Genomic DNA, 13,920 nt, shown 5'->3' with positions numbered 1-13,920 from the left:
TATAAACTAACCATAATGCACAACAATATTCTTCCAAGCAGAACATTGATTCATACAAGCGGTTAACATTAGAGCTAATCACTTAAAATATCTCGATACTCAGAACATTAATGAAAGACAAAACAGTGCAAACTAAAAGCTTCAATTTTAAGCAATTCTCAATTTACGGCGGGAAAAGCGGTATGCCAGTCAGTACCGATGGCGTATTACTTGGCGCTTGGGTAAGCCTGCCACAAAGATCATGTGTACTCGATATTGGAACCGGGACAGGTCTGCTGGCTTTGATGGCTGCGCAGCGTTTTGAAGATGCTTCAATCTCTGCGATAGATATTGATCAACACGCTATTGATGCTGCCACTGTCAATATTGAGCAGTCGCCTTGGCAAAATCGTATCTCCCTTGATCACGGCAGCGTGTTAACAACCGACTTTCCACAAAGGTTTGATGCGATCATCTGTAACCCGCCCTACTTCAACTCTGGAGAACAGGCGCAGCAAAGCCAAAGAGCCACCGCCAGGCACACCGACAGCTTGGATCATTTAGCGCTTGCCCAGCGTTGTTTCGAGATAACAACCGACGCCGCGACTGCCAGTTTCATCCTACCGACGCCTGAGGGGGAAGGTTTTATCAAGCTTGCCGAGCAATGTGGTTGGTATCTAGCAAAACGCCTTGATGTAAAAACAACAGATAAAAAGCCAGCTAGCCGAATTTTATTCGAGTTATCTAAAGACCCTGCTTGCGAGCAAGATTTGCAGCGCGAATCGCTTACAATTCACCATCAAGGTGGTTATAGCGAAGCATTTATTGCGCTCACTAAAGATTTTTATCTCAAGATGTAGCAAATACCATGTGATCCTAATCACTAATGCTTCTATAATGTCCGACTACTCTTTTTTATCGTCTGCTTTTTGAGGCAGAAACATTTATTGCTTGTGGAGAAACAACAGTGATCAGAACCTTTGCAGAACTCGATCTAAACCAAGAGCTGCTTAAAGCAATTGACGAAATGGGCTACGAACGTCCAACACAGATACAAGCTGAAGCAATCCCACAAGCGTTAGATGGAAGAGACGTTTTGGCTTCTGCGCCAACAGGTACTGGTAAAACAGCATCATTTGTATTGCCAGCACTGCAATACCTACTGGATTTCCCACGTAAGAAATCTGGCCCTGCACGTATGCTTATCCTGACGCCAACGCGTGAGCTAGCAATGCAGATCACCGAACAAGCACGTGAGCTTGCTAAATACACCAGCCTAAATATCTTCACGATCACAGGCGGTGTGATGTACCAAGAGCACGCAGATATCTTAAGTACCACTCAAGATATCGTAGTAGCAACACCTGGCCGTTTGATGGAATACATTGAAGGCGAGCGTTTTGACTGTCGTGCGATTGAATGGCTGGTTCTAGATGAAGCCGACCGCATGCTAGACATGGGCTTTGGTCCTGTTGTTGACCGTCTGTCTGCAGAGTGTCGCTGGCGTAAACAAACTTTACTGTTCTCAGCAACGCTAGAAGGTAAAGGCATTGAAGGCTTCACTGAAGATCTACTGAAAAACCCAGCGGAGATCGATGCGAAATCATCACTTCGTGAGCGTAAGAAGATCACTCAGTGGTACCACCGTGCAGACACAGCAGAGCACAAGCTGAACATCCTAAAGCACGTCATCACAGAGCAAGCTGAGCGCAGCATCGTATTCTTGAAGACGCGTGATCGTCTAGGTGATCTACGAGCTCAACTTGAAAGCGCGCAAATCCCATGTGCGTGGATCCAAGGTGAAATGCCTCAAGATCGTCGTAACAACGCGATTGCTCGTTTCCGTGACGGCTCTGTAAACGTACTACTAGCGACTGACGTTGCTGCTCGTGGTATCGACCTTCCAGACGTAAGCCACGTAATCAACTACGACATGCCACGTACTGCTGACGTATACCTACACCGTATTGGCCGTACTGCTCGTGCTGGTAAAAAAGGTAACGCGGTTTCTATCATTGAAGCGCACGATCAACTAATGATTGAGCGTGTGGCTCGTTACACAGACGAACCAATCAAAGAACGCTTTATTGAAGGCATGCGCCCTACGCATAAGAAAGCGGCCGTGACTAAGAAGAAGAAGCCGAAGAAAGAAGATAAGAAAGCGGTAGAGAAACAAAAAATCGCGAAGAAGAAAAAAATCGCGAAGAAAAAGAAAGCAGCAAAGAAGAAGTAATCTACCAGCTTCAACGATTCAATAAAAAAGCCCCATGCAGTTCGCTGCATGGGGCTTTTCTCTATCTGGTCTGTTATCAGGCTAAAACCGAGAGCTACTCGTTAGCCAAGGACTACTAGTTTTGCTCTTCGCGCTTAAAGACAAGCTCTTTCGCGTTCGACTCTTCTTCAACGAAGTAGTAGCCCGCCGTATCAAACTGGGTCAGCGCCTCAACCGAGTCGATCTTGTTCTCGATGATGTAGCGAGCCATCATGCCACGCGCTTTCTTCGCGTAGAAACTGATCACCTTGTACTGACCGTTCTTGCAGTCTTTGAATACAGGGGTAATCACTTGGCCATCCAAGTTCTTCGGCTTCACGGCTTTAAAGTATTCGTTAGACGCCAAGTTGATCAACACATTGTCGCCTTGAGCATTCAACGCTTCATTCAGCTTGTCTGTGATGATGTTGCCCCAGAACTGGTACAAGTTAGTACCACGAGCATTCGCCAAGCGTGTACCCATCTCTAGGCGGTATGGCTGCATCAAATCTAATGGCTTAAGCAAGCCATATAACCCAGAAAGCATGCGCAGGTGGTCTTGTGCGTAGTCAAAATCTTCATCCGATAGCGTTTCAGCGTCTAGGCCAGTGTATACATCGCCTTTAAAGGCTAGGATTGCTTGGCGTGCGTTGTCTTGGGTAAAGGTCTCGCTCCACTGCTCAAAGCGCGCTACGTTCAACCCTGCGATTTTATCGCTGACTTTCATCAGTGCAGAAATATCTACTGGCGTCAGTTTGCGGCACTCTTCAATCAGCTCAGCAGAGTGTTCAACAAACTCAGGCTGACTAAAGCGTTCCGTCGCTAATGGTGATTCGTAATCAAGTGTTTTGGCTGGAGAAACGACAACTAACATAACTTTACCCTAATCGGTTATCTAACTGGATGCTGCTAGAGTATAGAAAAAACATCAACTTGTCTTTATGACTCTTCCTATTACTTCGATAGGGAGAATGAGCTTCGATAGACAGAATGAGACAAATGACAGGCAAACAAAAAGGCTAAGGTCGAAACCTTAGCCTTTCTAATCACTTTAGGATGAGCCGTTTATCGCTCCAACAAGATTACTTCTTGTTGTTGTCCCAAATACCGTCTTCCAGCTGAGACTTAAGCTCTGGGAAGTCATTCGAATCGAATGTTGGTACTTTACCCGCGTCTAGTTGGCGGTTGTAGTCTTTCGCTAGCTTAATCACGATACCTGATAGCAGGATAATCGCCACCAAGTTAACAATCGCCATTAGGCCCATCGATACGTCAGCCAGTGCCCATACCGTTGGTAACGTCGCTAGAGAACCGAACATAACCATACCCAGAACAACGATACGGAACAGCACTAGGCCCTTCTTGTTGTTGTGCTCAAGGAAGATAAGGTTCGTTTCAGCGTACGAGTAGTTTGCAATGATTGAAGTGAAAGCGAAGAAGAAAATCGCTACCGCTACAAAAATGCCGCCCCATTCGCCCACTTGTGCTGTTAGTGCACGTTGCGTTAGTTCGATACCCGTTACTTCACCGTGTGGTACATACTCACCAGACATCAGGATGATTGCGACTGTTGCTGAACAGATAACAATGGTATCCATGAACACGCCTAGCATTTGCACGTAACCTTGTGATGCTGGGTGCGGTGGGTAAGGCGTAGCAGAAGCTGCTGCGTTTGGCGCAGAACCCATACCCGCTTCGTTCGAGAACAAACCACGTTTGATGCCGTTAATCATCGCTTGTGCGATTGCGTAACCTAGGCCACCCGCTGCTGCTTCTTGCAGACCGAATGCACTCTTGAAGATAAGAGCCAGTACTTCAGGCACTTTCTCGATGTTCGCGAACATCACGTACATAGCGATCGCTAGGTAAGCCAATGCCATGATTGGAACGATGATTTCTGCTGTGCGTGCAATCTTACGGATACCACCGAAGATAACGAACGCAGAGATGATTACGATACCAACACCAACGTAGCTACGCTCAAGGTCGAATGCCGTATTCATTGCGCTTGCAATCGCGTTCGCTTGAACCGCGTTGAATACAAGACCAAATGCAATGATGAGGAAGATAGAGAATAGAACCCCCATCCAACGCATGCCTAGGCCTTTCTCCATGTAGTATGCAGGGCCGCCGCGGTAGTTACCGTCGTTATCACGCGTTTTGTATAGCTGTGCCAGTGTGCTTTCTGCAAACGATGTTGCCATACCTAGCATTGCGATTAGCCACATCCAGAAGATAGCACCAGGGCCACCAGCGGTTAGTGCTACAGCAACACCTGCCATGTTACCCGTACCTACACGAGCAGCGAGACTAGTACAAAGAGCTTGGAAAGAAGAGATACCAGCACTGTCTGCTTTACGGCTGTTTCTAAGAACAGAGAACATGTGGCCGAAATGGCGGAATTGAATGAAGCCTAGTCGTACAGTGAAGTAGATACCCACACCAACCAGTAAGTAAACTAAGATAGATCCCCAAAGGAGATCGTTCATCAAATTGATTAAGTCTGTCACGTGAACCTCGTAATTGAGTTTAAGCACCGATCATGCTTCCTAGCCTTCCTCTTAATCGCCTATGCCTCTGTCAATGTTGTGTCGGCACTCTTGTTATATTCTTGCGGCGATTGAGACTGTAAATGTCGCTTCATGCATCCATTTTACGTATCAGTGTATTTTTTGACGGGCGGATAATGCAGCGAGACGGCCTAAAAATCAATATGCAAATACACTTATATTAAAATGACATTTCACTAATAACACACCTTTTGTTAACACAACTTTCAACAATGCAGCCCAATAAAAGTCACATTATCGGGACATAATATCAACAACAGCCACGGCACTACCCCAACAAGAACACCATCCTATAAAAATGACGTCAGCCTAGGTTTTACAAGGTATAGTGAAGATCTTCGTTTTTTTCTAGGCCAATGAGATCCCTATACCGCACGGTACCATGTGCACTTCAATGCATTGTAGTCAAAACGCTATTCCATTCGCACAATGAATTAACATTCAATAACCCCCAATTTAATCGTTTACTTAGGTTTGTTTGCCTGTTTTTTATACATAATAATTCTCACAATGTGTGAGCATGCATAAGAAAATAGAACAAAAGCTTCATGGATTTGAAACAAATGAGAAACAAATCAAAGTTATTGTGAACCTAAATATGATATTTATTGGTTCGTAAGAACTAGTCCCACGGAAGGAGATATGGCTTATGGATAGCTTTCAATTCGATGAAGTATCAGAACTAGAAATGCCTCGTGTAACTCAAAAATCACGCTCGAAACCACTCAAGCGTAAGTGGCGTGAAATCGAAGCCATCAACGATCGTAGGCAGCTTGAGAAAGAGCTGAGAGAGATGAACCTAGGTCTTGATTTTAGCCTTGACGATATAAAACTTTAATCAGCACGATAAGAAATCAGATAGCAAAAGGCACCTATATAGGTGCCTTTTTATTTTTTGAGGTAGTTAATCCGCTCAAAGCGCCATTTAGAAACCAACCCTCTAATATAGAGGACACCTAAAATAGGTGCACCTCAACATTACAACGGGCTAAACACACTCTTGTTCATTTTGTCGAACCCGAGCCGCGAGTTGGCGATATTGATCGGCGATGGTCTCTCCAAAAACAGGGTCATCTTCCGGTTGAAGCCATTGAGACTCCACTTCTTGCCAATCTTTCACCGTGAACGCCTCAACAATCATGGGTAGCACATGCTTCTCTTCATATTCCATGTGCTTTCGCTGAGCCTTAACAAACGCTTCAAGCTGCTCAATAAAGACTTGCTGAGGAACCACCGCATCTTGAAGGATCATATCGACCAAACCTAAAAAGTCCGCCGTTTTCTCAGAAAGCAATTGATGCTCTAACTCCAAGTCTTCAATCGCTTGCTCGCTGCCATATTGCTTAAGATAGTAGCGATAAATGACGTCTTCTTTAGGGTGATGCACTTTGTCTGAATGGTTCATAAGGTAATGAACCACCTCTGCGATCAGGCTATAGTTTATTTCTCGCTCCTGTTTCAGAAACTCTAACTTACTGTTGAGTATCGCGAGTAAACGAGCCATATAGCCATGCTCTCGTCTTATCCTTTCAATCATCATAGTATTGCACTCCATTACACCTACTATTTATAAGTGTATACGAATATGCTGATTTATGATTTGACCCTGCTCAGAAAACCACCAACCTACACTTCTGTTGGTAAACGCCAGTCAATAGGTTGTTGATCCATAGAAGAAAGCAGCTTGTTGGTTGTAGAGAAATGCTGACAACCGAAGAATCCACGGCGTGCCGATAATGGCGATGGGTGAGGTGCAACCAACACATGATGCTTGTCGTCATCAATCGCTTGACCTTTCTTCTGGGCGTGTGCGCCCCACAACAAAAAGATGATCGGTTCAGAGCGCTGATTGAGCTCAGCAATAATGGCATCGGTAAAGGTTTCCCAGCCACACTTAGCATGTGAGTGTGCTTTTGCCTCTTCGACTGTAAGGACTGTGTTCAACATCAACACCCCTTGCGATGCCCAAGAATCGAGATAACCATGACTAGGAATCTCAAAGCCCTCTATATCTTGTGCAAGCTCTTTGTACATATTGCGTAGAGAAGGTGGGATTTTCACACCAGGAAGCACTGAGAATGCTAAGCCGTGAGCTTGGTTAGCACCGTGATAAGGATCTTGCCCTAAGATAACCACTCGCACGGATTCGAAAGGCGTCATATCAAAGGCACTGAACACCTGTTCTTGTGGCGGGTAGACGGTTTTACCACTATTACGTTGCTGTTCAACAAACGCGAGGACACTCTGAAAGTACTCTTTATCACGTTCATCATTAATAATGGATTCCCAAGTCTTTGGTGCGGTCATCGTTTTACTTCCCAATCATCAAGGTTTCTAGCGGCTTTCGCCAGACAAAAAAATAGCTGTATCGGCTAACTGTCCTAAATAAGGCTCTAGTTATACCTCATACAGCTATCAATAAACATGATGTGTAGGGTTCACTTGTTGATGAATCATAATAATCAGTTCAAGTTGTGCTTATCTCGATTAACCACTTTTCTGCTGTGTACGATGGTGGCCGTGGTTATGCACGTGACGGTTTGGTGTAGGTAAACGGCGTGCGACAGCAATAGTTGAAGTTTGGGTGATTGAATACATAAAGGCACCTCCTCTAAGACATCGTGAACTACATATTCACTTTAATACTATGAAAGAAAGGTGCCAATTTTTAGAAATAGACGGAAATAAATTTCCCCCTCTATTATTACGCTTGTTCGCTCGCTAGCGTTGCTGAGCGATGAAACATTCTAAGTTGTTGAATTTCCTCTTTCCAGATCGTCGAATCAATGGTTTCCAAGATAAGAGGGATACCATTAAAGCGAGAATCAGAGGCAATATACTCAAAACAATCCCAGCCAATTTCGCCTTTTCCTAAAGAATGGTGTCGATCGACTCGGCTCGCGAACTCAGCTTTTGAATCATTGATGTGCATTGCTCTTAGATAGTGCATACCCACGATGCGGTCGAACTCAGCAAAAGTATGCTCACACGCCTCTTTTGTACGTAAGTCATAGCCAGCAGTAAACGTATGGCAGGTGTCTAAGCACACACCAACACGTGACTTATCTTCTACCTGTTCGATGATCTCTGCTAGATGTTCAAACTTCCAACCCAGATTAGTGCCCTGCCCAGACGTATTCTCGATCACTGCGATTACGTCAGGTACCGCTTGATGAGCTAGGTTGATCGATTCAGCGATCTTCGCCAAACATTCGCTTTCTGAGATTTTCTTTAAATGACTCCCAGGATGAAAATTCAAAAGCGTTAATCCAAGTTGATTACAACGCTCCATTTCATCAATAAAAGCCGCGCGTGATTTCTCTAGCTTCTCTTCTTCTGGTGCTCCTAGGTTAATAAGGTAGGAGTCATGAGGAAGAATGTGCTCAGCACCGAAGCCCAACATTTTGCAATTAGCTTTAAAGGCACTAATGGTTTTCGCTTCTAGCGGTTTTGCCGCCCACTGTCTCTGGTTCTTGGTAAACAGTGCAAACGCATTGGCGCCAATTTCACGTGCACGCATAGGCGCCTGATCAACTCCACCAGCAGCCGAGACATGAGCGCCAATAAACTTAATATTTGTTTCCGGTTTTGAGGATGAATTATTGTTTGTCATTAAATCACTTTACACTTTCAGAATGCTTAATAAATAAAGGGTCGTATCGGTTGTAGTTCAATAAAAACACAACAAATGTAGTAAACTTACAACAAATATGACTGTTAAATATTTTTTATACTTTAAAATATTTTGTAATTACTTTGTTTTCAAAGGTTTTATTGATTTACCTCAATATAATCACCTTTGTAAAAATATGGTTTTTGGTTGTTTTTTGACTTAAATCAATGTTAACCTTACTAATATTAGGTATATATTACCCAGCTCAATAAAAATCGAAAGTTAACACCATAATCAAACCACATTCAGTGGACTAGGAGATAGTTATGATCCAAGGTATTCAAATTACTAAAGCAGCAAACGATGACCTACTAAACTCAATCTGGCTACTAGATAGCGAGAAGAATGAAGCTCGTTGTGTTGTTGCTACTGCAGGTTTCGAAGCTGACCAAGTTATCTCAGCTGCAGACCTAGGCGAGTACGAAAGCCGTGAAGTTGCAATCGAAGCAGCACCACGCATCGAAGGTGGCCAACACCTAAACGTTAACGTTCTTAAGCGTGAAACGCTAGAAGATGCAGTTGCTCACCCAGAGAACTACCCACAGCTAACCATCCGTGTATCGGGTTACGCTGTACGTTTCAACTCTCTAACAACTGAACAGCAACGTGACGTTATCGCACGTACGTTCACTGAGTCTCTATAATTTTTAGAGCTTAAATTAGAATACAAAAACGGCGCTCATTGAGCGCCGTTTTTATTTGTTCGAAAAACAAATGGACGTTACGGTTGAACTCGACGAAGCACAGCTTTTAGCGCTTCAAAATCGTTATCAAGATCTTCAGACAACAATTCCATCGCCGCGTGTTTTGCTAGCGGGCCAGGCAGTTCGATATCAGAACCTAGGATGTCATCAACCACTTCTTTGAATTTCGCTGGGTGTGCTGTACACAGGAACAAGCCAGTTTCGTTCTCTTGCAGTTGCTCTTCCAGTAGACGGTAAGCAATCGCACCATGTGGTTCACATAGGTAACCTTGTGCTTTTAGGTCGCGAACTGACTCAGCGCTCTGCTCGTCAGATACTTTACCTTTGCCTAGTGTATCTAAGCCCCAACCTTTCAGTTGGCAAAGCTCTTCGATACGAGGCCAGTTGTTTGGTTGGCTTACGTCCATCGCGTTCGATGTTGTCGCAACAGTCGGTTTTGGATCCCATTGACCTGTTTCTAGGTAACGAGGAACAGTGTCATTTTCGTTAGTTGCTGCGATAAAACGCTTAACAGGTAGACCTAGCGCTTTAGCCAATAGACCAGCCGTTAGGTTACCAAAGTTACCACTTGGTACAGAGATAACGAGGTTTTCACGTTGCTCTTTAGTCAGCTGAGAAGCCGCCTCAAAGTAGTAACAGATCTGAGCCATTAAACGGCTGATGTTGATCGAGTTTGCCGAATTAAGACCGATCTCTTTACGCAGTTCAGCGTCATCAAATGAGTCTTTAACTAGAGCCTGACACGCATCAAAGTCACCATCAATCGCCACAGTGTGGATGTTCTTGCCAAGCGTACAGAACAGCTTCTCTTGCAGTGGGCTGATCTTGCCTTTCGGGTAAAGAATCACAACATTGATGTCTTCCATGCCGTAGAAAGCATGCGCAACCGCCGCACCAGTATCACCTGATGTTGCCGTTAAGATAGTGATTTGACCACCATCAGAAACAGCTGCTAAAGATTGAGCCATAAAGCGGCCACCGAAATCTTTAAACGCCAGTGTTGGACCGTGGAAAAGCTCAAGCGCGTAAACGCCGTCTTTTACTTGGTTGATTGGTGCAGGGAATTGGAACGCTGCATCCACCATTTGGTCGATCTGTTCTTTTGGTAATTCATCACCAATCAATGCTGACAGAATCTTTGAGCTACGAGGGACAAAGTCCTCTGCTAGCAGCGCATCGATATCATCAAACTTTGGCAGTTCAGATGGGAAAAATAGACCTTGATTACGGCCTAAGCCTTGACGAACGGCTTGGCCAAAAGAGACTTGTTCATCATTTTCTTTGATGTTGTACAGTTTCATAACTCACTTCCTGTAACGATCGAACCCTGCTTATCTAGGCGACAAACGTGAACGAATCCTTCTTCATTTTGTACGTAATTTTGTTCTAACCAGCGTGCAACACGCTCGGCGACATCTTGTTCTTTGCAAATGCTAAATAGAGTTGGACCACTACCAGAAATACCAGTAGCCAGTGCCCCAGCTGACAGCGCGTATTTACGAGCATCAGCAAACCCTGGAAGCAGTTTCTCACGATATGGTTCAGCGATCACGTCTTTGATCATCTTCGCCGCCAGTTCAGGTTGACCTGAATGACACGCGTGGATAAAGCCCGCTAAGTGACGACCATGAGCAATAATATCCTGACGACGATATTGAGATGGTAGGATCTCTCTCGCTTCAGCCGTTGAAACCTTAATACCCGGATAAGCCATTACCCAGTACCAGTCGTCAAAACACGGTACTTCTTGGCTGATGATGCCTAACTCTTCAAGCATGAGCTGCACACCACCAAGGTAACATGGCGCAACGTTATCGTAGTGGATACCACCTGAAATCTTGCCTTCCATTTCACCCATCAGAGCAAGCAGTTCAGTTTCATTCAGGGGCTCACCGTGAAAACGGTTTAGCGCATCCAGTGCCGCGACGATTGAACATGCACTAGAACCCAAACCTGAACCGATAGGCATGTTCTTTTCTAGTGTCATTTCTAAAGGCTTTAGCGTAACGCCTTTTTTATCAAGCTCTCTCGAGAACACCACCCAGCAGTCGTAAACGATGTTTTCTTTTGCTTCAGTTGGCAGCTTAGAAACAAAGCTGCCTGCAGTTTTAAGTGAGAATGGTTCATCACCGGCTTTAACCATAACTCGGTCACCTAGCAGCGTGCCATCCACTGGAGACACAGCGGCCCCCAGCACATCAAACCCTACACTGACATTACCGATTGATGCAGGAGCATAAACGACAACATCCATATCACTTGAACTCATTCTTAAACTCCTAATTTCCAACCAAGAGTACGCATCACATCAGAGAATACGCCAGCAGCTGTTACTTCAGTACCCGCGCCGTAGCCACGCAGTACTAGAGGGATTGGTTGGTAGTAACGGCTGTAGAATGCTAATGCGTTCTCGCCATCTTTAATCTTGAACATTGGGTCGTCGCCATCAACAGCAGCGATACGAACCTTACACTTACCTTCAGCGATTTCACCCACATAACGAAGTACTTTACCTTCTTCTGCTGCGATAGCTGACTGCTCTTTGAAGTAAGCATCCGCTTCTGGTAGGCGAGCCATGAACTCTTCAACCGTACCTGAATCATCAAAACCCGGTGGCAGAGCTTGGTCTACTTCAACATCTTCAAGTTCAAGCGCCATGCCTGCTTCACGAGCAAGAATAAGCAACTTACGCGCCACATCCATACCAGATAGATCATCTCGAGGATCCGGTTCAGTGAAGCCGTTATCTTTTGCAATATTGGTTGCCTGGCTCAGTGTCATACCTTCATCAAGCTTGCCGAAGATGTAAGACAGTGAACCTGAAAGAATGCCGTTGAACTTCTCAAGTTCATCACCTGCAGAGATAAGGTTCTGTAGGTTTTCGATGACCGGTAGACCTGCACCTACTGTTGTCTCGTACATCAGCTTACGACGTGAGTTGCGTGCAACTTCACGAAGCTGATGGTAGTAAGCCATGCTTGCTGTGTTTGCTTTCTTGTTTGGTGTTACTACGTGGAAACCAGCCGCTAGGAAATCAGCGTACTGCGCCGCAATACCTTCGCTAGACGTACAATCAACCAATACTGGGTTGATGATGTGGTTACGTTGAACCAAAGCCGCTAAACGCGCTAGGCTGAACTCTTCAGTCGCACTCGACATACGGTCACGCCACTGCTCTAACGGTAGACCATCGCTGTCTAGCAACAAACCTTTACTGTTTGCTAAACCACATACGCGAATCACGATGCCTTTTTCAGCCAGTTTGCCTTGCTGACGTTGGATCTGGTCAACAAGCTCGCCACCAACACCGCCGACACCCACAACGAATACATCTAGGAAGTGCTTAGAGTTAAATAGGTTCTCGTGACACGCTTTGATTGCTTCAGAGATTTTGTCTTCAGGGATAACCGCTGAAATAGCGCGCTCTGAAGAACCTTGAGCAATAGCAACAATGTTGACGTTCACTTCAGCTAAAGAAGAGAAGAACTGAGATGCTACGCCACGTGAAGTGCGCATACCGTCACCCACCAGCGTTACAATCGCAACGTCATCCATGAACTCAACCGGCTCTAACAGGCCATCTTTAAGTTCAAGTTCAAACGCGTCTGACAACACTTGTTTCGCTTTCACCTTATCAGCCGATTCAATACAGAAGCTGATGCTGTACTCAGAAGAAGATTGAGTAATAAGGACGATAGAAACGCCGGCAGAAGACATCGCGCCGAATACACGACTCGCCATACCAACCATGCCCTTCATACCTGGGCCTGATACGTTAACCATCGTTAGGTCACTTAGCGTAGTGATGCCTTTGATTGCTAGGTTATCTTCGCCAGTGTCTTGGCCGATCAAAGTACCTGCACCCTGTGGGTTGAAGCTGTTTTTGATTAGGCAAGGAATATGGAATTGCGCGATAGGAGCGATAGTCTTCGGATGTAGAACCGAAGCGCCGAAGTAAGAAAGCTCCATCGCTTCTTGATAGCTTAGCGATTTAAGAAGACGAGCATCATCCACTAAACGCGGGTCACAGTTGTAAACACCATCGACATCTGTCCAGATCTCACAACAATCAGCGCGTAGACATGCCGCTAGAACCGCCGCTGAGTAATCAGAGCCATTACGACCTAGTGTGACTAGCTCACCTTTTTCATTACCCGCAGTAAAGCCAGGCATGATGTTAACGTGACCTTTAGGAAGTGGAGATTGTTGGAAGTTCTGAGTAGAGACATCCACATCGACCATAGCTTCAAGGTGATCGCCTTTAGCGTATAGGTATTGGACAGGGTCAATCAGGCTTGCTGGTTGGCCTTTCGCTTCCAGTACCGCTTTCATTAACTGGATAGAGATTCGCTCACCTTTACTGATGATGCGAGCATTAACGTGGTTCGGGCACATACCAAGTAGGTTGATGCCATTCACGAACTGCTTTAGCTGAGCAAGAGAGGTATCCACCTGCTCTTGAAACGCGGCACCATCGATAGAAGGCACGACCGCTTTGATCTCTGCAAACAGTGTGTTAAATGAAGATTCGATCTCTGTAATCTGTGCGTCAGCTTCACCATTTTTCAGTGCAGCTTCAATAACAGCGACCAACTTATTGGTTGTTTTTCCTGGAGCCGATAGTACAACGGCTAGCTCTTCTTGCTGGGCATTATTAGCGATGATATCAGCCGCTCGTAAAAAACGATCTGCATCAGCTAATGATGAACCTCCAAACTTTAAAACGCGCATCCCTTTCTCCAT

General features: G+C 45.2%; 12 protein-coding genes. 4 read left to right on the top strand and 8 right to left on the bottom strand.

All coding sequences use genetic code 11. The features are described 5' to 3' along the window. The first annotated feature begins 110 nt into the window (after window positions 1–110). Together AB6E78_RS05145 and srmB are read left to right on the top strand one after the other, a co-directional pair. A complete protein-coding gene (locus AB6E78_RS05145) occupies window positions 111–839 on the top strand; it encodes a tRNA1(Val) (adenine(37)-N6)-methyltransferase (RefSeq protein ID WP_017062876.1) in 729 nt (242 codons plus the stop codon). Window positions 840–946: 107 nt separating this feature from the next. Further along, the gene (gene srmB / locus AB6E78_RS05140) at window positions 947–2,212 is read left to right on the top strand and encodes an ATP-dependent RNA helicase SrmB (RefSeq protein ID WP_017059323.1); all 1,266 of its coding nucleotides are present in this window, start codon (window positions 947–949) and stop codon (window positions 2,210–2,212) included. A gap of 115 nt (window positions 2,213–2,327) precedes the next feature. Here the strand turns inward: srmB and yaaA are convergent, their stop codons facing one another. Beyond that, window positions 2,328–3,104 carry a peroxide stress protein YaaA gene (yaaA, locus tag AB6E78_RS05135; protein WP_017059322.1) on the bottom strand — a complete coding sequence of 259 codons (777 nt, stop codon included), beginning with the start codon at window positions 3,102–3,104 and terminating at the stop codon, window positions 2,328–2,330. Between the two features lie 208 nt (window positions 3,105–3,312). Beyond that, window positions 3,313–4,740 (bottom strand): sodium:alanine symporter family protein, encoded by a 1,428-nt coding sequence (locus AB6E78_RS05130; RefSeq protein WP_032545312.1) that lies wholly within the window; start codon window positions 4,738–4,740, stop codon window positions 3,313–3,315. 709 nt (window positions 4,741–5,449) lie between these two features. Here AB6E78_RS05130 and AB6E78_RS05125 point away from each other — a divergent pair. Next, window positions 5,450–5,638: a DUF3545 family protein gene (locus AB6E78_RS05125; protein ID WP_017059319.1), complete on the top strand. Its 189-nt coding sequence runs from the start codon at window positions 5,450–5,452 to the stop codon at window positions 5,636–5,638. Window positions 5,639–5,788: 150 nt separating this feature from the next. Here the strand turns inward: AB6E78_RS05125 and AB6E78_RS05120 are convergent, their stop codons facing one another. From AB6E78_RS05120 to nfo, 3 genes are all read right to left on the bottom strand, one after another. Beyond that, entirely contained in the window at window positions 5,789–6,340 is a 552-nt protein-coding gene (locus AB6E78_RS05120; RefSeq protein ID WP_017070073.1) for a hemerythrin domain-containing protein, read from the bottom strand. A gap of 86 nt (window positions 6,341–6,426) precedes the next feature. Continuing rightward, window positions 6,427–7,107, bottom strand: a complete 681-nt coding sequence (ung, locus tag AB6E78_RS05115) for a uracil-DNA glycosylase (RefSeq protein WP_017059317.1) — start codon at window positions 7,105–7,107, stop codon at window positions 6,427–6,429. Window positions 7,108–7,504: 397 nt separating this feature from the next. Continuing rightward, entirely contained in the window at window positions 7,505–8,413 is a 909-nt protein-coding gene (nfo, locus tag AB6E78_RS05110; RefSeq protein ID WP_017062881.1) for a deoxyribonuclease IV, read from the bottom strand. Between the two features lie 326 nt (window positions 8,414–8,739). Between nfo and grcA the strand changes: the two genes are divergently transcribed. Beyond that, complete coding sequence (gene grcA / locus AB6E78_RS05105) at window positions 8,740–9,117, top strand: autonomous glycyl radical cofactor GrcA (RefSeq protein WP_017059315.1); 378 nt, start codon at window positions 8,740–8,742, stop codon at window positions 9,115–9,117. 77 nt (window positions 9,118–9,194) lie between these two features. Here the strand turns inward: grcA and thrC are convergent, their stop codons facing one another. The 3 genes from thrC to thrA are packed head-to-tail and all read right to left on the bottom strand — an operon-like array spanning window position 9,195 to window position 13,908. Continuing rightward, complete coding sequence (gene thrC, locus AB6E78_RS05100) at window positions 9,195–10,478, bottom strand: threonine synthase (RefSeq protein WP_017059314.1); 1,284 nt, start codon at window positions 10,476–10,478, stop codon at window positions 9,195–9,197. Beyond that, a complete protein-coding gene (gene thrB / locus AB6E78_RS05095; RefSeq protein ID WP_372133765.1) occupies window positions 10,475–11,431 on the bottom strand; it encodes a homoserine kinase in 957 nt (318 codons plus the stop codon). The genes thrC and thrB overlap by 4 nt, the downstream gene beginning before the upstream one ends. 17 nt (window positions 11,432–11,448) lie before the next feature. Next, a complete protein-coding gene (gene thrA, locus AB6E78_RS05090) occupies window positions 11,449–13,908 on the bottom strand; it encodes a bifunctional aspartate kinase/homoserine dehydrogenase I (protein WP_017059312.1) in 2,460 nt (819 codons plus the stop codon). Window positions 13,909–13,920: the final 12 nt, after the last annotated feature.

It is taken from the genome of Vibrio sp. 10N.247.310.98, from assembly GCF_041467395.1.
In the GTDB taxonomy this organism is placed as follows: domain Bacteria; phylum Pseudomonadota; class Gammaproteobacteria; order Enterobacterales; family Vibrionaceae; genus Vibrio; species Vibrio crassostreae_C.
This window is presented reverse-complemented; position numbering and strand designations above follow the sequence as displayed.

What these genes read in the sequence shown, in the direction of transcription:
- thrA (WP_017059312.1), bottom strand. Translation starts at nt 13,908, where the DNA reads ATGCGCGTTTTAAAGTTTGGAGGTTCATCATTAGCTGATGCAGATCGT.
- thrB (WP_372133765.1), bottom strand. Translation starts at nt 11,431, where the DNA reads ATGGATGTTGTCGTTTATGCTCCTGCATCAATCGGTAATGTCAGTGTA.
- AB6E78_RS05120 (WP_017070073.1), bottom strand. Translation starts at nt 6,340, where the DNA reads ATGATGATTGAAAGGATAAGACGAGAGCATGGCTATATGGCTCGTTTA.
- thrC (WP_017059314.1), bottom strand. Translation starts at nt 10,478, where the DNA reads ATGAAACTGTACAACATCAAAGAAAATGATGAACAAGTCTCTTTTGGC.
- AB6E78_RS05125 (WP_017059319.1), top strand. Translation starts at nt 5,450, where the DNA reads ATGGATAGCTTTCAATTCGATGAAGTATCAGAACTAGAAATGCCTCGT.
- AB6E78_RS05145 (WP_017062876.1), top strand. Translation starts at nt 111, where the DNA reads ATGAAAGACAAAACAGTGCAAACTAAAAGCTTCAATTTTAAGCAATTC.
- yaaA (WP_017059322.1), bottom strand. Translation starts at nt 3,104, where the DNA reads ATGTTAGTTGTCGTTTCTCCAGCCAAAACACTTGATTACGAATCACCA.
- grcA (WP_017059315.1), top strand. Translation starts at nt 8,740, where the DNA reads ATGATCCAAGGTATTCAAATTACTAAAGCAGCAAACGATGACCTACTA.
- ung (WP_017059317.1), bottom strand. Translation starts at nt 7,107, where the DNA reads ATGACCGCACCAAAGACTTGGGAATCCATTATTAATGATGAACGTGAT.
- nfo (WP_017062881.1), bottom strand. Translation starts at nt 8,413, where the DNA reads ATGACAAACAATAATTCATCCTCAAAACCGGAAACAAATATTAAGTTT.